Source organism: Streptomyces sp. TN58 (assembly GCF_001941845.1).
Lineage (GTDB): Bacteria > Actinomycetota > Actinomycetes > Streptomycetales > Streptomycetaceae > Streptomyces.
The window spans coordinates 4,622,292-4,643,459 of record NZ_CP018870.1; the positions used below are offsets into that span (position 1 = coordinate 4,622,292).

General features: G+C 72.3%; 19 protein-coding genes and 1 pseudogene. 10 read left to right on the forward strand and 10 right to left on the reverse strand.

What is annotated here, in order from left to right:
• Nucleotides 1-40: 40 nt before the first annotated feature.
• A complete protein-coding gene (gene trhA, locus BSL84_RS21105; protein ID WP_420711234.1) occupies nucleotides 41-772 on the reverse strand; it encodes a PAQR family membrane homeostasis protein TrhA in 732 nt (243 codons plus the stop codon).
• Nucleotides 773-991: 219 nt separating this feature from the next.
• Here trhA and BSL84_RS21110 point away from each other — a divergent pair, with 219 nt between their 5' ends.
• Nucleotides 992-2,818 (forward strand): phosphoenolpyruvate carboxykinase (GTP), encoded by a 1,827-nt coding sequence (locus BSL84_RS21110; protein WP_075970917.1) that lies wholly within the window; start codon nucleotides 992-994, stop codon nucleotides 2,816-2,818.
• A gap of 292 nt (nucleotides 2,819-3,110) precedes the next feature.
• Entirely contained in the window at nucleotides 3,111-3,551 is a 441-nt protein-coding gene (locus BSL84_RS21115; RefSeq protein ID WP_159393541.1) for a hypothetical protein, read from the forward strand.
• Nucleotides 3,552-3,600: 49 nt separating this feature from the next.
• On the opposite strand, the gene BSL84_RS21120 is transcribed toward BSL84_RS21115, so the two are convergent.
• The 3 genes from BSL84_RS21120 to BSL84_RS21130 all read right to left on the reverse strand — a co-directional run bounded on the left by BSL84_RS21120 (nucleotide 3,601) and on the right by BSL84_RS21130 (nucleotide 6,179).
• Nucleotides 3,601-4,239 (reverse strand): RDD family protein, encoded by a 639-nt coding sequence (locus BSL84_RS21120; RefSeq protein ID WP_030033181.1) that lies wholly within the window; start codon nucleotides 4,237-4,239, stop codon nucleotides 3,601-3,603.
• A gap of 230 nt (nucleotides 4,240-4,469) precedes the next feature.
• The gene (locus BSL84_RS21125; RefSeq protein ID WP_045324179.1) at nucleotides 4,470-4,862 is read right to left on the reverse strand and encodes a hypothetical protein; all 393 of its coding nucleotides are present in this window, start codon (nucleotides 4,860-4,862) and stop codon (nucleotides 4,470-4,472) included.
• Between the two features lie 105 nt (nucleotides 4,863-4,967).
• A complete protein-coding gene (locus tag BSL84_RS21130; RefSeq protein ID WP_030032561.1) occupies nucleotides 4,968-6,179 on the reverse strand; it encodes a pyridoxal phosphate-dependent aminotransferase in 1,212 nt (403 codons plus the stop codon).
• A gap of 329 nt (nucleotides 6,180-6,508) precedes the next feature.
• Between BSL84_RS21130 and BSL84_RS21135 the strand changes: the two genes are divergently transcribed.
• From BSL84_RS21135 to BSL84_RS21150, 4 genes are all read left to right on the forward strand, one after another.
• A complete protein-coding gene (locus tag BSL84_RS21135) occupies nucleotides 6,509-6,742 on the forward strand; it encodes a hypothetical protein (protein ID WP_051873427.1) in 234 nt (77 codons plus the stop codon).
• Between the two features lie 2,023 nt (nucleotides 6,743-8,765).
• Entirely contained in the window at nucleotides 8,766-9,242 is a 477-nt protein-coding gene (locus BSL84_RS21140; RefSeq protein WP_075970918.1) for a macro domain-containing protein, read from the forward strand.
• Nucleotides 9,243-9,306: 64 nt separating this feature from the next.
• The gene (locus BSL84_RS21145) at nucleotides 9,307-9,534 is read left to right on the forward strand and encodes a hypothetical protein (protein ID WP_158880266.1); all 228 of its coding nucleotides are present in this window, start codon (nucleotides 9,307-9,309) and stop codon (nucleotides 9,532-9,534) included.
• Nucleotides 9,535-9,567: 33 nt separating this feature from the next.
• Complete coding sequence (locus BSL84_RS21150; protein WP_045324399.1) at nucleotides 9,568-10,536, forward strand: arylamine N-acetyltransferase family protein; 969 nt, start codon at nucleotides 9,568-9,570, stop codon at nucleotides 10,534-10,536.
• A 52-nt stretch (nucleotides 10,537-10,588) separates the two neighbouring features.
• Here the strand turns inward: BSL84_RS21150 and BSL84_RS21155 are convergent, their stop codons facing one another.
• Entirely contained in the window at nucleotides 10,589-11,047 is a 459-nt protein-coding gene (locus BSL84_RS21155; protein WP_045324398.1) for a nitroreductase/quinone reductase family protein, read from the reverse strand.
• A gap of 111 nt (nucleotides 11,048-11,158) precedes the next feature.
• Here BSL84_RS21155 and BSL84_RS21160 point away from each other — a divergent pair, with 111 nt between their 5' ends.
• Nucleotides 11,159-12,178: a LysR family transcriptional regulator gene (locus BSL84_RS21160; protein WP_075970919.1), complete on the forward strand. Its 1,020-nt coding sequence runs from the start codon at nucleotides 11,159-11,161 to the stop codon at nucleotides 12,176-12,178.
• Nucleotides 12,179-12,555: 377 nt separating this feature from the next.
• Here BSL84_RS21160 and BSL84_RS21165 read toward each other — a convergent pair whose 3' ends face one another.
• Nucleotides 12,556-12,741: a hypothetical protein gene (locus BSL84_RS21165; protein WP_030034983.1), complete on the reverse strand. Its 186-nt coding sequence runs from the start codon at nucleotides 12,739-12,741 to the stop codon at nucleotides 12,556-12,558.
• Between the two features lie 178 nt (nucleotides 12,742-12,919).
• On the opposite strand from BSL84_RS21165, the gene BSL84_RS21170 reads away from it, so the two are divergent.
• Complete coding sequence (locus tag BSL84_RS21170; protein ID WP_045323790.1) at nucleotides 12,920-14,269, forward strand: carbohydrate-binding protein; 1,350 nt, start codon at nucleotides 12,920-12,922, stop codon at nucleotides 14,267-14,269.
• Between the two features lie 98 nt (nucleotides 14,270-14,367).
• Here the strand turns inward: BSL84_RS21170 and BSL84_RS37800 are convergent.
• The 3 genes and pseudogenes from BSL84_RS37800 to BSL84_RS21185 all read right to left on the reverse strand — a co-directional run bounded on the left by BSL84_RS37800 (nucleotide 14,368) and on the right by BSL84_RS21185 (nucleotide 18,337).
• Nucleotides 14,368-15,385: pseudogene (locus tag BSL84_RS37800) on the reverse strand (YdcF family protein).
• 64 nt (nucleotides 15,386-15,449) lie between these two features.
• Nucleotides 15,450-17,030 carry an N-acyl-D-amino-acid deacylase family protein gene (locus BSL84_RS21180; protein ID WP_075970920.1) on the reverse strand — a complete coding sequence of 527 codons (1,581 nt, stop codon included), beginning with the start codon at nucleotides 17,028-17,030 and terminating at the stop codon, nucleotides 15,450-15,452.
• A 14-nt stretch (nucleotides 17,031-17,044) separates the two neighbouring features.
• A complete protein-coding gene (locus tag BSL84_RS21185; protein ID WP_075970921.1) occupies nucleotides 17,045-18,337 on the reverse strand; it encodes an amino acid deaminase in 1,293 nt (430 codons plus the stop codon).
• 160 nt (nucleotides 18,338-18,497) lie between these two features.
• Here BSL84_RS21185 and BSL84_RS21190 point away from each other — a divergent pair, with 160 nt between their 5' ends.
• Nucleotides 18,498-19,250, forward strand: coding sequence for an IclR family transcriptional regulator (locus BSL84_RS21190; protein ID WP_075970922.1), 753 nt, complete (start codon nucleotides 18,498-18,500; stop codon nucleotides 19,248-19,250).
• Nucleotides 19,247-19,657 carry a RidA family protein gene (locus BSL84_RS21195; RefSeq protein WP_030027627.1) on the forward strand — a complete coding sequence of 137 codons (411 nt, stop codon included), beginning with the start codon at nucleotides 19,247-19,249 and terminating at the stop codon, nucleotides 19,655-19,657. Before BSL84_RS21190 ends, BSL84_RS21195 begins: the two co-directional genes overlap by 4 nt.
• Before the next feature lie 90 nt (nucleotides 19,658-19,747).
• On the opposite strand, the gene BSL84_RS21200 is transcribed toward BSL84_RS21195, so the two are convergent.
• Entirely contained in the window at nucleotides 19,748-21,079 is a 1,332-nt protein-coding gene (locus tag BSL84_RS21200) for a M14 family metallopeptidase (RefSeq protein ID WP_030027628.1), read from the reverse strand.
• Nucleotides 21,080-21,168: the final 89 nt, after the last annotated feature.

Here is a 21,168-nt window from a genome sequence, read left to right on the forward strand (position 1 = left end):
GGCCCGGTCGCGAGCGCGCGGCCGGGCCCCTGTCGTCGGCTCAGTGCTGGTACGCGGCGAGGGAGATGCCGACGTAGTGGGCGACGAAGGCGGCGAGGGTCAGGGAGTGGAAGACCTCGTGGAAGCCGAAGAAGCGGGGGGAGGGGTTGGGCCGCTTCATGCCGTAGATGACTCCGCCGGCGCTGTAGAGGAGGCCGCCGACGATCACGAGGACCAGGACGGCGATGCCGCCCGTGCGCATGAAGTCGGGGAGGAAGAAGACGGCTGCCCAGCCCATGGCGATGTAGCAGGGGGTGTAGAGCCAGCGCGGGGCGCCGACCCAGAAGACGCGGAAGGCGATGCCGGCCGCGGCCGCGATCCACACCGCCCACAGCAGGGTCCGGCCGGTGGAGGGCGGGAGGAGCAGGACGGTGAGCGGGGTGTAGGTGCCCGCGATGATGAGGAAGATGTTGGCGTGGTCGAGCCGTCGCAGGATGGCCTCGCCGCGCGGGCCCCAGGTGCCGCGGTGGTAGACCGCGCTGACGCCGAAGAGGAGGCAGGCGGTGAGGATGTAGATCCCGCAGGCGACGCGTGCCCGGGTCGAGTCGGTGAAGGCCATCAGGGCCAGTCCCGCGACGATCACGGCGGGGAACATTCCGAGGTGGAGCCAGCCGCGCAGCAGCGGTTTGGCTTCGATGGCGGACTCGACGGCCTCCGCGGCCTGGGTGACCGGGGAGGTCTCGGAGGTCGCTGCGGCCTCGGCGGCGGGGACGGCGGCGGCGTCGGAAGTCATGTGCGCCATGCTACCTACGGGTCCGTAGCTTTCCGGTCATCCTCTTTACGGAAGATTGACGGACGTGGCAATGCTCACGTGAGAGGCCCTCTGGACATATGCGCACATCCACCGGATGATCAGATGAGTGCGGTCGACACCGGATGAGCGGAGCGCGAAGCGTCCGGGTCGCAGCCCCCACGGGGCCTACACCAAACAACCCCTCAACAAGGAGCAATCGTGGCGCGCGACAACGCGGCTCCCACTGTCCCGACGAACCACCAGGAGCTGATCTCCTGGGTGGACGAGATCGCAGCCCTCACCCAGCCGGACCGCGTCGTCTGGTGCGACGGCTCCGAGAGCGAGTACGAGCGCCTGTGCGAGGAGCTCGTCGCCAAGGGAACGTTCAAGAAGCTCGACGAGACGAAGCGCCCGAACTCCTACTACGCCGCCTCCGACCCCTCCGACGTCGCGCGCGTCGAGGACCGCACCTTCATCTGCTCCGAGAAGGAGGAGGACGCGGGCCCGACCAACCACTGGAAGGCTCCTTCCGAGATGAAGGAGATCTTCGCGGGGGAGAAGGGCGTCTTCTGCGGCTCCATGAAGGGCCGGACGATGTACGTCGTCCCGTTCTGCATGGGCCCCCTCGGCTCCGAACTCTCCGCCATCGGCGTCGAGATCACCGACTCCGCCTACGTCGCCGTCGCCATGCGCACGATGACCCGCATGGGCAAGCCCGTCCTCGACGAGCTCGGCACCGACGGCTTCTTCGTCAAGGCCGTCCACACCCTCGGCGCTCCGCTCGCCGAAGGCGAGGCCGACGTCCCGTGGCCCTGCAACACCACCAAGTACATCTCGCACTTCCCCGAGACCCGCGAGATCTGGTCCTACGGATCCGGCTACGGCGGCAACGCCCTGCTCGGCAAGAAGTGCTACGCCCTGCGCATCGCGTCCGTCATGGCCCGCGACGAGGGCTGGCTCGCCGAGCACATGCTGATCCTCAAGCTGACCCCGCCGGCCGGCGAGGGCGAGACGAAGTACGTCGCCGCCGCGTTCCCGTCCGCCTGTGGCAAGACCAACCTCGCCATGCTGGAGCCCACGATCCCCGGCTGGACGGTCGAGACCATCGGCGACGACATCGCCTGGATGCGCTTCGGCGAGGACGGCCGCCTCTACGCGATCAACCCCGAGGCCGGCTTCTTCGGCGTCGCCCCCGGCACCGGCGAGCACACCAACGCCAACGCCATGAAGACCATGTACGCCAACACGGTCTTCACCAACGTCGCGCTCACCGACGACGGCGACGTGTGGTGGGAGGGCATGACCGAGGACGCGCCCGCGCACCTCGTCGACTGGAAGGGCAACGACTGGACCCCGGAGTCCGAGACCCCGGCCGCCCACCCCAACGCCCGCTTCGCCGTCCCGGCCTCGCAGTGCCCGACGATCGCCCCCGAGTGGGAGGACCCCAAGGGCGTCCCGATCTCCGCGATCCTCTTCGGCGGCCGCCGCGCCTCCGCCGTGCCGCTGGTCACCGAGTCCTTCGACTGGAACCACGGCGTCTTCATCGGCTCGAACATCGCCTCCGAGAAGACCGCCGCCGCCGAGGGCAAGGTCGGCGAGCTGCGCCGCGACCCCTTCGCCATGCTGCCGTTCTGCGGCTACAACATGGGCGACTACATGGCCCACTGGGTCAAGGTCGGTGCCTCCGCGGACGCCGCCAAGCTCCCGAAGATCTACTACGTGAACTGGTTCCGCAAGAACGACGCGGGCAAGTTCGTGTGGCCCGGCTTCGGCGAGAACAGCCGCGTCCTGAAGTGGATCGTCGGCCGCCTCGACGGCACCGCCGAGGGCGTCCAGACCCCCATCGGCATCCTGCCGACCAAGGACTCCCTCGACCTCGACGGCCTCGACATCGCCGACGAGGACCTCGACTTCCTCCTCACCGTCGACAAGGAGGTCTGGCGCGAGGAGGCCGCCCTGGTCCCCGAGCACCTCAACACCTACGGCGACCACACTCCGAAGGAGCTGTGGGAGCAGTACCACGCCCTCGTGGAGCGCCTGGGCTGAGCCGGGACACGCCCTGAAGAAGGGCCGATGAACGTGGGAGCCCCCGACCAAGCGGCGTCCCACCGCTGTGGGAGCCCCCGACCAAGCGGCGCCCACCGCAGCACCGACCCGCCCCGCCGAGAGCGTTCGCGCTCCTGACAGGCGGGTCGGTGCGCCTGCCGACGGCGGGCCTCCACCTCGTGGAGGCCCGCCGTCGCGCTTTGCGCCCCGCGCCGGTCCCGCTTCGAAATGCTGTGTGAGTTCGCGGGTGCTGGTGGGCGGGGCGGCCGCCCGGGAGGATCGGGGCATGGGCGTGAGCGCGTTGAAGTGGCAGGGCTGGCTGGTCGGCCTGGTGGCGATCGCCGGGCTGCTGGTGTTCGCCCCGCTGGGCCTGTACGTGTGGGCCAGCGGCGGCGGACAGCACGAGGCGCCGCCGCGGGCGGCGGTGGAGGACGTACGGGTCACGGGCTGCCGTGTCGATCCGGCCAGCCGGCGCGTGGCGGCCGCGGTCGAGGCGACCGGGCGGGCCGAGGGTGTCGGCGCGTATGTGGTGACGGTGGAGTTCCGTGACCGCGCCGAAGCGGACCCGGGGCGGCGGGCGGCGCAGGCGCTGGTGCGGATCCCGGGGGTGGCTCCGGGCGCGACCGAGTACGGGGAGGCGGTCGGCCCGGTGTGGCCGGTGGCGACGGTGCCCTGGTGCGGGGTCGCGGGCGCGGAGTTCACGCCGGCGACCCCGGCACCCGGGGTTCCGTAGCGGGCGGGGGCCGGTGGGCTGCCCCGCCCGCCAGCTCAGGTGTCGCTGCTCACTTCACCTTGACGACGACGGTGCTGCACACCTTGTCGGCGAAGGTCTGCTTCTTGGCGTCCCACAGCGGCCACAGCCAGCCGAGGTAGCAGGCCATGCTGTCCAGGAAGTGCGCCAGCTTGCGGACGAACGCCATGCCGAAGCCGAGGGTCGCGCCGTCGGCCTCGCGGTGCAGGCTGATGCCGACGATCTTCTTGCCCTGCGTCTGGCCGGTGGTGCCTTCCTTGTAGAGCTGGAAGAAGCCCATGCCGAAGGCGTACAGCATGCCGATGAGGCTGAAGACACCGGCGATGGAGTCGCCCGTCTCGTCACCGGAGAACGCCGCGCCGAGGCCGATCAGCGCGTACATCGGGCCGGCGATGATCAGCACGTCGAGCAGGTACGCGCCGAAGCGGAGACCCCAGTGCGCCAGCGGCGGCATCCCGCCGGGCATCCCGGGCATGCCGGGGGGCGGGTACGCGCCGTAGTTGGCCGGCGGAGGGGTCTGCGGGTAGCCGTACTGGGGGGCCGCGCCCGGCGCCGGCTGCTGCGGGTAGCCGTACTGCGGGGGGACGCCCTGCGGGGCCTGCTGGCCGTAGCCGGGCTGGCCCTGCGGAGGCTGCTGGCCGTAGGGGTTGTTCGGATCGCCGAAGCTCATTGGCGCATCTCTCCAGGTGCTCGATCGGGGACGAAGCGGAGTGGAGGAGATGGTCCAAACGAGCGGCCTCCCCCTTGCTGCCGCGATGTTTCAGCCAACATCGTGTTCGGAGCGCGGGGATCTGTCCAATTCGTTGCCTGCGGGGCGGGCGGCGGAGGTGGGCCTCGCGGGCCGGCCGGGCCGGTCATGGCGCCCGGTCCGGAGCCTCCGCGGCCCCGGACCGGGGCCGTCTAGAGGGCGCCCGCCAGGTCCAGGGACTCCAGGGCGGCGGCATGCGCGTCCATACGCTCGGCGGCGAGGATCGCGACGGTGGTGTCGGCGCGGGACGCGGCGACGAGGAGAGCGCGGGCGGCGAGGTCGTGCGCGCGCCGGTGCAGCGCGGCGGCGTCCCCCACGGGGGCCTGCGGCGCCCGGGCGGGCTGGGCCCCGCGCAGCCGGGCGACCTGGGCGGCGATGGTCTCGGCGGCCTCGTCGAGCCCGAGCTCGTCGGTGACGGCGAGCAGGGCCGCGAGGTGGCCGGCGAGCTGGATGTCCAGCGCTTCGCCGCGGCTGCTGTGGGGGTAGTCGACCGTGGTGCCGCCCATGCGGTGGACGACCGGCTTGGTGCGGATCGGCTCGTACATGAGGAGGCCTCCTGCGTGGTCAGGAGACCATCCTACATTGGATTGGTTCTAAAGTTGAGCTGGATCCTGATGTTGGCCGGTACGGGCGCTCCTGGCCGGTATCGGTCAGGCCTGGCTGTAGCCGTCCAGGAAGTTCCCGATCCGGGTCACCGCGTCCGCGAGGTCCTTGGCGTTGGGCAGGGTCACGATCCGGAAGTGGTCGGGCTCGGGCCAGTTGAAGCCCGTACCGTGCACGACCATGATCTTCTCGGCCCGCAGCAGGTCCAGGACCATCTGCCGGTCGTCCTTGATCTTGTAGACCGCAGGGTCCAGCTTCGGGAAGGCGTACAGCGCGCCCTTCGGCTTCACACACGTCACGCCCGGGATCTGGGTGAGCAGGTCGTGGGCGACGTTGCGCTGCTCCAGGATCCGCCCGCCGGGCAGGACCAGGTCCTCGATGGACTGCCGGCCGCCGAGCGCGGTGGCCACGGCGTGCTGCGAGGGCATGTTCGCGCACAGGCGCATGTTCGCGAGGATCGTGAGGCCCTCGATGTAGTCGGCGGCGTGCCCCTTCGGGCCGCACACGGCCATCCAGCCGGCCCGGTAGCCCGCGACGCGGTAGTTCTTGGACAGGCCGTTGAAGGTCAGCGTGAGGACGTCGGGGGCGATCGCGGCGGTGTTGAAGTGCTTGGCGCCGTCGTAGAGGATCCGGTCGTAGATCTCGTCCGAGCAGACGACCAGGTTGTGGCGGCGCGCGATGTCCGTCAGGCCGCGCAGCATCTCCTCGTCGTAGACGGCGCCGGTCGGGTTGTTCGGGTTGATGATCACGAGCGCCTTGGTGCGGTCGGTCACCTTGCGCTCGATGTCGGCGAGGTCCGGCATCCAGTCGGACTGCTCGTCGCAGCGGTAGTGCACGGCCGTGCCCCCGGCGAGGGAGACGGACGCCGTCCACAGCGGGTAGTCCGGTGCCGGGACCAGGACCTCGTCGCCGTCGTCGAGCAGCGCCTGCATCGACATCTGGATCAGCTCGGAAACGCCGTTGCCGAGGTAGATGTCCTCGACGTCCAGGTCGATGCCCTTGGTCTGGTAGTGCTGCATGACCGCGCGGCGCGCGGACAGCAGGCCCTTCGCGTCGCCGTAGCCGTGGGCGGAGCCCAGGTTGCGGAGCATGTCCTCAAGGATCTCCGGCGGGCACTCGAAGCCGAAGGCCGCGGGGTTGCCCGTGTTGAGCTTCAGGATGCGATGACCTGCTGCTTCGAGCCGCATCGCCTCTTCGAGGACGGGGCCGCGGATCTCGTAGCAGACATTGGCGAGTTTCGTTGACTGGATCACCTGCATGACGGGAGCTTACGGGGCCGGGTGCGGGCCCGACCCGCCTTTTGGCGAGAGACTCCAAGGTCGATATATCCCGTTTGGCGGGATGCGTGGGTGGGGGCGCCCTCTTCCCTTGGAATCCGGGGCGCGACCGCCGCCCGACCTACGGAATGCGCGCGTCCGAGCTGCGTGTGGGGGTGCGTGTTGCCCTCGTCACCTCGGGTGGGGACGGAGGTGACTGAGTACCGGGCTGAGTACGCGCACTCATGCGGGCGCCGGGCCGGCGGGAGAGGCTGGGGTCCTGGACCAGGGCGAGTGATGCCTGAACGGCGGCGATCAAGGAGCGCGGGGCAGTGGAATTCGTAGTCGGTGACATGGCTATCACCACGGTCGGCACGGATGGCGACGACCGGGCGATCGAGTTCCTGGTCAGGCCGGAAGGGACCTTGGAGGAAGGGCACTTCGCGATCTTCCGCGAGCACGGCCGTGGCTGGGAGGACGCCCGCCTGACCATCGACCCGGCGGCGGCGAGCGTCCCGGTGGCGGCGATCGAGTGGGCGGTCGAGTTCGCCCGCGAATACCTCTGAGGGGTCGGGGTCGGGGTCGGGTCGGCGGGCGCTGCGGGGGCGGGGTCGGGAAGGCGGGGCGGGATCGCGGGGGCGGGGGAGCGCTGAGGCGGGGTCGGGAAGGCGGAGCGGGAGCCTCTGTGCGGGAGCCGCGGGGGCGGGTCGGGGAGGCGGGCCAGGAGCCTCCGCGTGGGAGCCCGCCAGGGCGGGGTCGGAAGGTGCGAGGCGGCCTCGGGGTGGGCGCTGCGCATGCGGGGAGCGAAGGCCCGGCCGGGCTTCGGGGGGCGGGGGAGCGCTGAGGCGGGGTCGGGAAGGCGGAGCGGGAGCCTCTGTGCGGGAGCTGCGGGGGCGGGTCGGGGAGGCGGGCCGGGAGCCTCCGCGTGGGAGCCGCAGGGCGGGGTCGGAAGGTGCGAGGCGGCCTCGGGGTGGGCGCTGCGCATGCGGGAGCGAAGGCCCGGCCGGGCTTCGGGGGGCGGGGGAGCGCTGAGGCGGGGTCGGGAAGGCGGAGCGGGAGCCTCTGTGCGGGAGCTGCGGGGGCGGGTCGGGGAGGCGGGCCGGGAGCCTCCGCGTGGGAGCCGCAGGGCGGGGTCGGAAGGTGCGAGGCGGCCTCGGGGTGGGCGCTGCGCATGCGGGAGCGAAGGCCCGGCCGGGCTTCGGGGGGCGGGATCCACTCGGGCGGTGTTGGGGAAGGCCTGGGGGTTTCCCGTCAGTCCCATCGTCTCTCCGCGTCGGGCCGGTCCGTCAAGGGCGCTCCCGTTGGTCGCGTCACTTCGTGAGGGCCTTCGGCCCCCCTTGACTGACCGTCCCGCCACGGAAATCCGAAAGACTGCCGGGAAGCCCCCAGGGGAACGGGCCGGGTGTCCAGGATCGAGACGGGCCGTTGGCGCCGCGCGCCCGGATCCAGGAGCGCGTCAAATCGCTACGCGCTCCTGAAGGACGGCGTCAGCGAGCCTCTTGGGCTGGTCATAAGCCGCCCCAGATCGCTACGCGCTTCTCCATCACGCGTCCGCGAGCCTCTGGGGTCGGGCATAAGCCGCCACCAATCGCTACGCGCTCCTCGACGACCGCGTCCGCCCCTCGTTCGGGGCTGGGAGGGGCGAAATCGAGGGCCGGGAAAGCCATTCCTCGGCTCAGCCGAACTCAACCCCCATCAAGACGCACGACGAGATCCCACCCGTCGGTACAGACGGGGGCATTTGGGGCGAATGGCAGCCTCTCGGGTGCGGGCACTCTCCCAGACATGGATTGGCATCGCTCCAGCCGTCATCCGGCGCTTTTCCACCCCACCCAGGGGCCGGACGCCGTCCAAGAGGGGCGCGGAAAGCTTTCTGCGGCTTGTGCCCAGCCCCAGACGAACCGCAGACGCGTGATCGAGAAGCGCGCGGCCACCACTGGCGGCCTATGCCCAACCCATGAGACTCGCGGACGCGTGATGGATAGGCGCACCGCGCTCGCTGGCGGCCTATGCCCAACCCAAGAGACTCGCGGACGCCGCCTCGCAGAAGCGCGTAGCGATCGATGGCGGCCTATGTCCAGCCCATGGGGCTCGCAGGCGCCGTCGGGCAGGAGCGCGTAGCGATTGGGGGCGCTCCTGGATCCGGGCACGCGGCCCCGACCGCTTTGGGTGTCTCTTGATGGCCGGCCCGTTCCTCTGGGGGCTTCCCGGCAGTCTTTCGGATTTCCGTGGCGGGACGGTCAGTCAAGGGGGGCCGAAGGCCCTCACGGAGTGACGCGACCGAAGGGAGCGCCCTTGACGGACCGGCCCGACGCGGAGAGACGATTGGACTGACGGGAAACCCCCAGAACCCCACCGACACCGCCCCAGCGGATCCCGCTGCCCGCACCGCCGCCGCGCCTCTCGACACCCCCGCCTCGGCGGCCCCCGCCCTACACCGCCGCCGCGCCTTCCGCCCCCGCCCCGGCGGCTCCCACCCGCGCCCCCGCCTCGCCCGCCGAAGCCCCCGCTGCGGCGGCTCCCACCCGCGCCCCCGCCCCGCCGAAGCTCCCGCCCCGCGTTGTCGGTGCCGCTGCGTACCGTCGGGGTATGAAGTCGCTGAGCATCATCGCGGGGGATGCGACGAGTCCCCAGGCCGCGGGGCCCAAGGTCGTAGCGCACGTGTGCAACGACCTCGGGGGGTGGGGGAAAGGTTTCGTGCTGGCCGTATCGAAGCGGTGGCGTGAGCCGGAGATTGCGTATCGGGCTTGGCATCGGGGGCGCAGCGGCAACGACTTCGGGCTGGGCGCCGTACAGATGGTGCGGGTGAAGCCCGACCTGTGGGTGGCCAACATGGTGGCGCAGCGGGGGATACGGACGGGGAGCGCGGGCCCGCCGATCCGTTATGACGCCCTGGGGCGCTGCCTGGTCGCGCTGGGTGAACATGCCGTCGAGTTGGGGGCGAGCGTGCACATGCCGAGGATCGGGTGCGGGCTCGCGGGTGGCGTCTGGCCGCGCGTCGAGCCGTTGATCACCGGGGCGCTGTGTGAGCGCGGCGTTGCGGTGACCGTCTACGACCGGGGGTGAAGGCGTCGGCTGGGCTGGGTGTGCTGTGGCCGTGACCTGGTCCGGGTCGGCGCGTTTCCTCCACGTGACGCTCGACGACCTGTACACCAGCATCGTGGCTGACGAGATCGAATCCGCGGCCGAACCTGAACGCCTACCCCTTCTCAGTCGGGCGGAGGCGGACCTCGTGCTCGCCGTGCTCGACGTCGTCGCGGGCGGCTCCGTGGACGACGAGGTGCGGTCCATCGCCCGGGCCCTTCGGTCCCGGCTGGGACCGCGGTTGTGCACGGAGGGGCCGCGAATTCCGGCTTGACCTCAAGGCGGGTCGAGGTAGGAGGCTGGGATCATGACCACCAAGCCAGCCGACACTCCAGTTCCCGTCCCCGGTCCCGTTTCCCTTCCAGCCGTACCCAGCCCGACCGACCACCGGCCCGACCGGTGGTCCGGTGAGGTGCTCGATCTCGACGCCTACCTGGCGCGGATCGGGTACGACGGCCCCCGCGAGCCGACCCTCGCCGTGCTGAGGGACCTCCAGCGCGCCCACACCACGGGCATTCCCTTCGAGAACGTCCACGCCGTCCTCGGCCGGGAGCTGCCGCTCGACCTGCCCTCCGTCGAGGCGCGCCTGGTACGGGACCGCCGCGGCGGCTACTGCTTCGAGCACGTGCTGCTCTTCGCGGCCGCCGTCGAACGCCTCGGCTTCCACGTCACCGGCCTGATCGGCCGGGTCAGCCTGGGCGCGCCCAAGGTGCTCCCCGCCACGCACGGACTGCTCGCGGTGACGGCCCGCGACGACGACCGCGTGTGGCTGTGCGACGTCGGCTTCGGGGCCGGTCCGTTCGGACCGATCGAACTGGCCGACGGCGCCCACATCGCGTACGAGGGCTGGCATCACCGGCTGGAGCGACGGCCCGGCGCCCACGGCATCGACCAGTGGTGGCTGTACCAGACCGCCCCCGGCCCCGCCGGGCCCGACGACACGCCCGGGCGGGTGCCGACCCCGTGGATCGACCGGCACACCTTCACCCTCACCGCGCAGTACCCGATCGACTACGTCGTGGGCAGCCACTTCGTGGGCACGAACGCGCGCTCGCCGTTCGTCCGCAGGCTCTTCGCGCAGCGCATGACCCCGGCCGCCCATCACAGCCTGGACGGTCTGACGCTCGTCACCACCCTCCCGGACGGGACGAAGACCACCGAGGAGATCGCCCCGGAGGCGCTGGACGGGACCCTGCGCACGGTGTTCGGGATCGCGCTCACGGAGGAGGAGCTGAGCGGGATCGCCGCCCGCCGACAGGCGGCGGATCCCGTCTGATGCCGTACCGGGCGCCGTGGCCCGTGAACCTTTACGGTCGCAGCAGTAGGGCTCAGCGGTCCGGGTGGCGTTCCAGGATCACCAGGGGGATCTCGCGGGGACGGGCGGCCGCCTGGTCGTCCTCGAACGGGGGCCACAGGGCGGTCATCATCTCCCAGTACACCTCCCGTTCCGTCGCGGTGGCCGTGTGGGCCGTCGCTGTGAAGGTGGCGGCGCCCACCTGGAGGCGGACCTCCGGGTGGGCGGTGAGGTTGCGGTACCAGCGGGGGTGGTCCGGGGCGCCGTCTGCGGAGGCCACGACGAGGTAGCGGCCCGCGTCCTCGCCGTAGACCAGCGGGACGCGCACGGTGGTGCCGGTGGCGCGGTCGAGCGTGGTGAGCAGCAGGGTGGGAACGCCGTGCCACAGGTGCCCGTCGGCGCCGGCCGTGCTGACGTAGGCGCGGACGTGGTCGAGCCGGGCGCCGGGTCGTGGGTCCGTGGGGTGGTCCCAGTCGACTGCGAGTGTGTGCATCTACCTGTCCTTAGGGTCGTGGCGGCCCCCTGGCGGCTCAACGAGCATTAACGATTCTGGATGCGTACGACCCGTAGCGCACGTCCATATGTCTGGACCAAGCTCGGTGTCATGGATCTGGAGCTGAGGCATCTCAAGATCGTCAGGGCCGTCGCCGACGCCGGGAGCCTGACCCGGGCCGCCACCGTCCTCGGTCTGGCGCAGCCCGCGCTCAGTGCGCAGTTGAAGCGGGTCGAGCGGGCGTTGGGCGGCTCGCTGTTCGTGCGGGGGCGGGAGGGTGTACGGGCGACCGCGCTCGGGGAGCTGGTGCTGGAGCGGGCCAGGGTGCTGCTGCCCGCGGTGTGCGAACTCCAGGAGGAGGCGCAGCGGTTCGCCCGGCAGGGGGAGCGGGGCTACCGGCTCGGCGGGACGCACGGGCCGCTGCTCGGCGGGCTCGTGGACCGGCTGGCGGAGGAGGAACCGGGGGTCGCGGTGACCACGTACACCTCCTGGTCGGAGAGGGAGATCGCCGGGAGCGTCGCGGAGGGACGCCTGGACTTCGCGCTGGTCGGAGTCTGCGGGGAGAGCGCGCCGCCGGAGCCCGGGCGGCTGGCGTGGATGGAGGTGGCGCGGGATCCGGTGCACGTGATGCTGGCCGAGGACCACCCCCTGGCCCTGGGGCGGGCCGCGACGGACGAGGTCGAGCTGGCGGAGCTGGCGGCCGAGGCGTGGACGGACGTACCGGGCGACGGGTGCTTCGGCGACTGCTTCGCCGCGGCGTGCGTGCGGGCGGGTTTCACGCCCGCCTGTGTCTACGAGACCGACACGGCCTCGTGCGTGCACCTGGTGCAGGTGGGACGGGCCGTGGGGCTTTGCCGGGCCACGTTCCCGGCGACCCCGGGGGTGGTCACGCGGCCGCTGGCCGGGACGCCGCTGGTGTGGCGGCACCTGCTCGGATGGCATCCCGCGGGGCGGGTCGCGGCGCGGGCGGTGGGGGTGCTGGGGCATGCGAGGGCTGCGCATGCGGAGGCCCTGGGGCGGGCGGCGGCTGGGGGATCGGCCCTGCGGGCGGCTCCGGGTTCGGCTCCGGGTCCGGCTCCGGATTCGGCTTCTGCGGCCTTGCGGTCGGCTGTGCCGTGGCCTGCGGCGTAGCGGTGTGGGTGCGTGTGCGGAAGCGATGCCGGGTGCGGCGCCGTTGCGGGGGCGCTGCCCCCGGACCCCCGCGCCTCAAACGCCGGCGGGGCTGGATGTTGGGGGCGCTGCCCCCGGGCCCCTGCGCCTCAAGCGCCGGCGGGGCTGGATGTTGGGGGCGCTGCCCCCGGGCCCCTGCGCCTCAAGCGCCGGCGGGGCTGGATGTTGGGGGCGCTGCCCCCGGGCCCCCGCGCCTCAAACGCCGGCGGGGCTGGGATTGCGGGGCGGGGCTGGGGTTGCGGGGCGGGGCTGGGGCGGCGCCGGGGTGCTGCCCCGGCCCCCGCGCCGGCCGGGGTGGAGTTGGTCGGCGAAGGCGGGGGCGGGCAGCGCTTCGGGGGTTACGGCAGGTAGCGCTCGATGACCTGTGGGCCCTCCTTCTCGATCAACTTGCGGGCCTTCTCGACCCGCTCCGGAGTCGGGTCGTGGCCGGTCGCCATCACGAGGTCTTCGGGGTCGTACGGCCGTTCCCCGCCCGTGAAGAGCCGGTCCGACCGTGTGGGCTGCTCGTCGGGTTCACTGACCATCGCGTACCTCCTACGGTTTCCCTGCCCCCATGGTCCGGCCCCCGCCCCATGAACGCACTTCGGCCGCCGCGGAGCGACGGGCATACCGCCGGGGGAAGGGCCAACTGGCAGCTCCCGCGCGAAGGTTCGGATTTCTACGGTTTCCGCAGACCCCCACCGGAAACCGAGGAGATCCCCCATGCTCAAGCGACACGCCCGCGCGGCGTGTACCGCCCTGGCCGCCGCCGGGATGCTGCTGGCCGGGACCGGAGGCGCCGTCGCCGACCCGGCCCCAACCCCCGCGGCCCCCTCCGCGGCCGCAACGCTGCGGACCGCCGACGCTCCGCCCGAGCTGCTCGCCGCCATGCAGCGCGACCTCGGCCTGACCCCCACGCAGGCCAAGGCCCGTCTCGCCCACGAAGCCGAGGCCGGGGCCACCGCCGCCCGCCTCCGTGACCGGCTCGGCGCCGCCTTCGCCGGGGCCTGGGTGGACGGGGCCGACGCCGGCACCCTCACCGTCGCCACCACGCGGGCCGCCGACACGGCCGCGATACGCGCCGCCGGGGCCCGGGCCAAGCTGGTCCCCCGCACCCTCGCCGACCTCGACGGCGCCAAGGCCGCACTGGACCGGGCCGCCGGCCCCGCGACGCCCGTCCGCTACGTCGACCCGCGCTCCAACACGCTCGTCGTCGAGGAGACCGAGGCGGGTGCGGCCGCCCGGCTGCTCGACGCGACCGGCACCGATGCCGCCCTGGTCACGGTGGTGCGTACGGACGAGGCCCCGCGTCCGCTCTACGACCTGCGCGGCGGCGACGCCTACTACATGAACGGCAGCGGCCGCTGCTCCGTCGGCTTCCCCGTGACCAAGGGGACCGTCAACGGCTTCGCCACCGCCGGGCACTGCGGGCGGGCCGGGACCACCACCACCGGCTTCAACCGGGTCGCCCAGGGCTCCTTCCAGGCCTCGGTCTTCCCCGGCAGCGACATGGCCTGGGTCGCCGCGAACACCAGCTGGACCTCGACCCCGTACGTGAAGGGCAGCGGCGGCGCGAACGTGCAGGTCGCCGGCTCGGTGCTGCAACCGGTAGGGGCTTCGGTGTGCCGGTCCGGCTCGACCACCGGATGGCACTGCGGCACGATCCAGCAGCACAACACCAGCGTCACCTATCCCGAGGGCACCATCTCCGGCGTGACCCGTACGACGGTCTGCGCCGAGCCGGGGGACTCCGGCGGCTCCTACATCTCCGGGAGCCAGGCCCAGGGCGTGACCTCGGGCGGCTCCGGCAACTGCTCCAGCGGCGGCACGACCTTCTTCCAGCCGCTGAACCCGATCCTGTCGGCGTACGGACTGACGCTCAAGGTCAGCGGCGGCGACCCGGGCCCCGGCCCCGGTGAGCCCGAGCCGGGCGGCACCTGGAAGGCGGGCACCGTCTACGCGGCCGGCGCCACCGTCACCTACGGCGGGGCCACCTACCGCTGTATCCAGGGGCACCAGGCCCAGACCGGCTGGGAGCCGCCGAACGTACCGGCGCTCTGGCAGCGCGCCTGAACATCCGTACGTCAGTACGTCCATGCCGTGAACGGTGCCGTGACTGCCAAGGGGGGAGTCACGGCACCTTCCCGCGTCCCCCCGTCCGCCGCCGCGCCTCAGACCAGGACCGCCGCAAGCGTGCCGAGCGCGCCGAGGACGGTCAGCACGCCGCAGATGGCGAGGTTCACCATCCGGTGCTCCCAGAAGACCGCGACGAACTCCCTGATGGTGGCGCTCGGCCAGTAGTACTTGGCGGTGGGGGAGCCCAGGACCTGCCCGTTGACTCCGGTCTTGCGCGCCAGCATCGCGGCCCGGGAAGGCGTGGAAGTTGTTGGTGACCACCACGCACCGGTACGCCGGATCGTGCGCCTCCATGATCTCCCGGCTGAAGCGCATGTTCTCCTCGGTCGTCGTGGACCGGTCCTCCAGCACGACGTGGTGCGCCGGCACACCCTCCGCGATCAGCCAGTCCGCCATCGCCCGGGCCTCCGAGACCTTCTCGTCCGATCCCTTGCCGCCCGACACGAGCAGGACCGGCGGCCGGCCACCCCGGGCCAGCTGGCGCTCGTAGATCTGCTGCCCCTTGCGCAGGCGTGAGGCCAGCAGCGGCGGTACGCGGTCGCCGCCGATCAGGCCCGAGCCCAGCATGACCACGTGGTCGATGTCGCCGCGCACCTTGATCCGGCCGTAGAGGAAGGCGTAGCCGAGGAAGCAGAAGAAGACGAAGGAGACGTAGCCGGCGACGACGGTGAGGGTTCCGGCGATGCCGCCGAGCACGGGGGAGCCGACCACGGCGACGAGGACCAGCAGTGCGATCAGCGCGAAGATCGCGAGGCCGGCGAGCAGCGACAGCAGGGTGGCCGGGCGGAAGCCCTCCTTGCGGACCATGGTCACGCCGTTGCGTACGAGGAGGACGCCGAGCGCCAGGATCCCGAACGCGGGTGAGGCGAAAGTGAGGACGACGACCGTGACGGCCGCCCAGGTGGGCAGTTTGCCCACCTGGAGGAAGACGGCCGAGAAGGCGGCGAGGAAGGTCAGTCCCAGCAGCACGGCATTGCTGAAGCGGCGCCGGTCCTGCCGGACGCTTATGCAGAACGCGACGAACAGCAGGGCGGCGAGGGCGAAGGCGACCATGGCGCCATCGTAGGTGGCGGATCCGCCGGAGACCGCCGCCCGTTCACTGCCGGCCGGACCCCGGTCACCCGGTCCGGGAGCCGGTCCTGCGCACCGAACGTCCGGCCAGCACCTGGGTCCTGCGCCCGTCGCGCATCACGAAGCGGCCGCCGATCAGGACGTAGGGGATCCCGGTGGGCGGCGTGCGCGGCCGCTCGTACGTGGCGCCGGCGGCGACCGTGTCGGGATCGAAGAGGACGAGGTCCGCGCGGTGGCCCACCCGGATCAGGCCGCGGTCCGGCAGGCGCAGCCGGGTCGCGGGGCGGCCGGACAGGTGCGCGACGCACTCCTCCAGCGACAGCAGCCCGAGCTCGCGGACGTAGTGCCCCAGGTAGTGGGGGAAGGTGCCGTACGCGCGCGGGTGCGGTTTCGCGCCCTGGAGGATGCCGTCGGAGCCGCCGGTGTGGGCGCGGTGGCGCATGATCGCCCGGACGTTCTCCTCGTGGCCGACGTGCTGGAGGATCGTCGGCGCGAGCCGGTCGCCGATCAGGAGCCGGCGGGCGGTGTCCCAGCCGTCCACGCGGGTGCCGACGTGGGCGGCGTACGCGGGGTCGGTGACGCCCGAGATCTCGATCGTCGACCAGTCGACGGGGACGCCGTGGCAGCCGTCGGCGCCCTCCTGCTCCAGGGCGTGGCGGATCCGCGCGGCCTGGTCGTCGTCGCGCAGCCGGGCGAGGACCGCCTCCGGGCCGCCGGCGTTCGCCCAACTGGGCAGCAGGGCCACGAGGGTGGTGCAGCCCGGGGTGTACGGGTAGCTGTCCAGGGTGATGTCGGCGCCGGCGTCCAGGGCCGTGTCGAGGAGGGCGAGGAGTTCGGGGGCGCGGTCCTCGTTCTCGCCGAAGTTCATGGTGGCGTGAGCGAGGTGCAGGGCGCAGCCGGCGTCCCGGGCCAGGTCCACCATCTCGGCGTAGGCGGTGAGGGCGCCCCGGCCGTAACTGCGGTGGTGGGGGCAGTAGTAGCCGCCGTGCCGGGCCACCACCCGGCACAGTGCCGTCAGTTCGGACCGCGAGGCGTACATGCCGGGGGTGTAGGTGAGTCCGGAGGACATGCCGACGGCGCCCTGGGCGAGGCCGTCGGCGACGAGCCCGCGCATCCGGTCCAGTTCGGCCGCGGTCGCCGGGCGGTCGTCCCAGCCGACGACGTGGGCGCGGACGGTGCCCTGGGGAACGAGGTAGGCGGCGTTGAGGGCGACGCCCTCGCCGCCGAAGCCGCGGTCCAGCCGGTCGAGGTATTCGCCGACCGTGCGCCAGTCGAAGTGGATGTCGTCGCCGGGGCCGTTCCAGCCGGCGATGGCGGCCCGGACCGCGTCGAGCGTGCGGTCGTCGACGGGCGCGTACGACAGGCCGTCCTGGCCGAGGACTTCGAGGGTGACGCCCTGCGCGGCCTTCGCGCTGTGGTCCGGGTCGCGCAGCAGCGCCAGGTCGCTGTGGGCGTGCATGTCCACGAAGCCGGGAGCCAGGGCGAGACCGTGCGCGTCGACGGTCTCGCGGCCCCCGGACAGCCTGCCGACGGCGGCGATCCGGCCCTCGTGGACGCCGACGTCGGCAATGTACGAGGGGCCGCCCGTGCCGTCGACGACCCGGGCTCCCCGCAGGACCAGGTCCACGGCCGCGTCCGCGTCTAGAAGAAGGTGCGGACGTAGTCGGTGACGGCGCCGTCGGCCTCCACGACCGGGATCAGCGGCCACTTCTCGAAAATGGTGCAGGGGTGGGCCATCCCGAGGGAGACCCAGTCGCCGACCTCCAGTCCGGTGGCGTCGGCGTCCGTCTCGATCCAGGCGTGCTGGTCGGACAGCTTGGTCACCCGGATTCCGTGCGCGGCGCGCTCGACGCCGTCGCGGGCGCCGCGCACGGCCAGGACCTCGGGCAGGCCGAGGTCGTAGGCGATGTCGCGCTTGCCGGCGTTGACGAAGGCCTGGCCGGGCGTGGGACGGGAGACGACCTGGGTCCACAGCCGGAAGGCGGGGAGCAGGCCGCCCTCCTCGGGGACGCGGTTGAAGGGGGTCAGGCCCGAGTACCAGCCGTGGTCGTGGGAGACGTACGCGCCGGAGCGCAGCAGCGGCAGTACGGGCAGCGACAGCTGCGGGATGTCGGTGAAGACCTCGGCGACGGCGTCGAACCATTCGCTGCCGCCGGCGCTGACGATGACCTCGTCCAGGCCGGTGCCGGTGAAGAGGCCCTGCTTGTCGAGATCGGCGGCGAGCGCGGTGAGGCGGCGCAGCCAGGCGCGGACGCTGTCGGCGTCGGCGCCGGGCATGGTGGCCTCGTAGCCCGCGACGCCAGCCAGGCGCAGTGAGGGGGACGCGGCGACGGCCTCGGCGACGGCCTGGCATTCGGCGTCGGTGCGCAGCCCGGTGCGTCCCTCGGCGCCGGCGCCGAGTTCGAGGACGACGTCGAGGGTGGCGCCGCGGCCCTGCAGGGCGGCGTCCATCAGTTCTACCCCGCGGACGGAGTCGACGTAGCAGACGAAGCGGAAGCCGGGGTCGGCGGCGAGTTCGTCGGCGACCCAGAGCAGGGCGGGAGCGTCGACCAGCTCGTTGGCCAGGAAGATCGTCTGGATGCCGAAGGCGCGGCAGACGCGGGCCTGGTGGGGCATGGCGACGGTGATGCCCCACGCGCCGTGGTCCAGCTGGCGGCGGAAGAGCTGCGGGGCCATGCAGGTCTTGCCGTGCGGGGCGAAGGCGAGGCCGTGGCGGGCGGCGTAGGTGCCGAGGGCGGTGAGGTTGTGCTCCAGCGCGTCCGCGTCGAGGGTCAGGACGGGGGTGGTGAAGCCGCCGGTGTGCAGGCCGCGGCGCTGGGCGGCGAGCTGTCCGACGGTGAGGCCGTCCGCCTGGGCGTCCGGGGGCAGGCCCTTGAACCGGTGGTCGACCGGCTCGGCGGCGAGGTCCTTGACGGGGTCGCTGGCGCTGGCCATGCGGATGCCTCCCGGGCGTGTTGCGTTGGCTGCAACGGTCGTTGCGTATGCCACTGCATGCTGTCTAACATCCGCGGTGACGGTGGGTCAACGTCGCCCGCGCGGCGCCGCTGCCGACCGAGCCGGGCCGTGATGCCGTGACTGCGGGGAAGGGCAGGCGATGAGCCAGTCGGTCGAAAGGGCGCTCGGCATCCTGCCGTTGCTCGCGAAGGGGCCCGCCGGGCTCGGCGACGTCGCCGACGAGCTGGGCGTGCACAAGAGCACCGCGCTGCGCCTGCTGCGCACCCTGAGCGAGCGCGGGTTCGTGTACCGCCGCCCCGACGGCCGCTACCGCCTCGGCGCGCAGCTCTTCGCGCTCGCCGCCGAGGCCCTGGAGAACCTCGACGTCCGCGAGGTCGCCCGCCCCCACCTGGCCGAACTGAACCGGGCCACCGGGCACACCGTGCACCTCGCGCTGCACCAGGACGACGAGGTCGTCTACGTCGACAAGGTCGACAGCCGCTACCCGGTGCGCATGTACTCCCGCATCGGCAGGCCCGTGCCCCTGACCGTCGCCGCCGTCGCCAAGCTGCTCCTCGCCGACCTCCCCGAGGGCGAGCGCCGGGCCCTCGCCCACCGCATCGAGTACCCCCGCTACACCGCCCGCTCCACCCCGGACGCGGAGGCCTTCCTGCGCGAGCTGGACCTCGTACGGGAGCAGGGCTGGGCCGCCGACCTCGGCGGCCACGAGGAGTCGATCAACTGCCTGGGCGCACCCGTGCGGGGGCCCGGCGGGCGGGTCGTCGCCGCGCTGTCGCTCTCCGCGCCCGGTGTGGTCGTCCCGGCGGAGGGGTTGCTCGAACTGCTGCCGCAGGTGCTGCGGACCGCCGATGCCATCAGCCAGGACTGTTCAGGAGTACAGGAGACAGAGTGAGCGAGAAGACCGCCGTCACCCCCGCCACCCACACCGTCCCGCCCGCGAAGTTCTCGCACGGGGTGCGCAAGGGGAACATCCTGCAGGTGGCCGGGCAGGTCGGGTTCCTGCCGCACGTGGAGGGCCGGCCGCCGACGCCGGCCGGGCCGACGCTGCGCGAGCAGACCCTCCAGACGCTGGAGAACGTCCGCTCCGTGCTGGAGGCGGGCGGTGCGGGCTGGGACGACGTGATGATGATCCGCGTCTACCTCACCGACACGGCGCACTTCGCCGAGATGAACGAGGTCTACGACGCCTACTTCGAGGAGCAGGGGCTGAAGGAGGCCCCGGCCGCCCGCACCACCGTGTACGTGGGCCTGCCGGCCGGGCTGCTCGTCGAGATCGACGCCCTGGCCGTCCTGGGCTGAGCCCGGACGGTCGGGCAGGGCGCCCCTGCCGCGGGGAGGGGCGCCCTCCTCGCGGCGGGGCGCCCCCGGTTCAGGTGCCCGCCCCGGCCGCTACGAGCAGTACTGGGCTTCCTTGCCGATCGAGCGGTACATGCAGTCGGCGTTCTCCAGGAGCTGGAGTACGGCGTCCTTGTTGCGGGCGGTCTCGCGGTCGATCACCTCGTCCGGCGGGTAGAAGCCGCCACCGCCGCTCCGCGGGTACATCTCGAAGGTGTAGGAGAAGATCCTCTGGTTGCCCCACAGCCAGTCGTCGATCGTCCCGTCGGTGATGTAGAGGTCGCTCGCCTGCTCCGGGGTGTAGCCGTTGCTGGCCGCCATGCTCGTGCCGATCTTCTTGTAGACGGCGAGGTCGTCGGCGGTCAGGCCCGGGGCGGTGTCGTTGTAGGTGTAGCCGAAGGGCCACAGGACGAGCTCGCTGTAGGTGTGGAAGTCGATCGCGGCCTTGATCTGCTGCTTGCCGCCGACGACGCGGCTGCGGACGAAGTCCGACACGACCTTGACCTCGGGTGCGGACTCGGCGGCCGCGCCGCGGTAGGTCTCGGAGCCCTTGCTGCCGCTGGAGCCGCCGCAGCAGCCCCACTTGTAGTTCCAGTTCCGGTTCTCGTCGGTGCCGACGTAGGAGGAGCCGGAGTTCGGCTGCCGGTTCTTGCGCCAGGAGCGGTAGGAGCCGGTGGCGATGTCGTACTCGCCGCCGTCCGGGTTGAGGTCCGGGACGATCCAGATTTCGCGGCCGTTGACGGCGTTCGTGACGCGTGAGTCGGTGCCGTACTTGGAGGTGAACTCCTTGAGCAGGTACAGCGCCATCTCGACGGTCAGGTGCTCGCGGGCGTGCTGGTGCGCGGTGAAGAGCACCTCGGGCTCGGACTCGTCCGTCGCGACGTTGTCGCTGATCTTGATGGCGAGCATGTCCCGGCCCTGGTAGGACTTGCCGATCACCCGCTTGGAGGCGATCGCCGGGTACTGCGCGACGAGCTGGTTGATCTCGGCGGTCGCCTCGGCGTAGTTGTGGTACCTGGAGTCCGCCGAGGGGAAGTCCATCGGGTTCGCGGCGATGCCGGGCATCGAGCGGTCCGGGGGGCCGGGCAGGGCCGTCAGCTTGTAGCCGAGCTCCCTCAGCTTCCTGGCCTGCGTGGTGTCGGCGCTGACCACCACGGTGTGGTCGTCGACCTCGTCGATCGAGACGCCCGTGCCGAGCAGGGCGGTGCGGTCGGCGACGGTGGAGGGGCCGTGGATCCGGTACTGGACGACGGCCTCGTCCTGGGTGGCGGTGGACGGGCTGGGTGGTGGCGCTGCCGTCGCGCTCATGCCGTAGGCGGGTGCGCCCAGTGCGAGCGCCAGCAGGGCCGCCGTCAGGGCGGCCCTCCGGCGGGTATGGAGCCGCATGCGTTCTCCTGGGTGGGGAGTGTGGGGGTAGCCGTGCGGACGCGCTCAGCGTCCTCTCGTGGCATGTCCCGGTCAAGGACCTCGGGCGT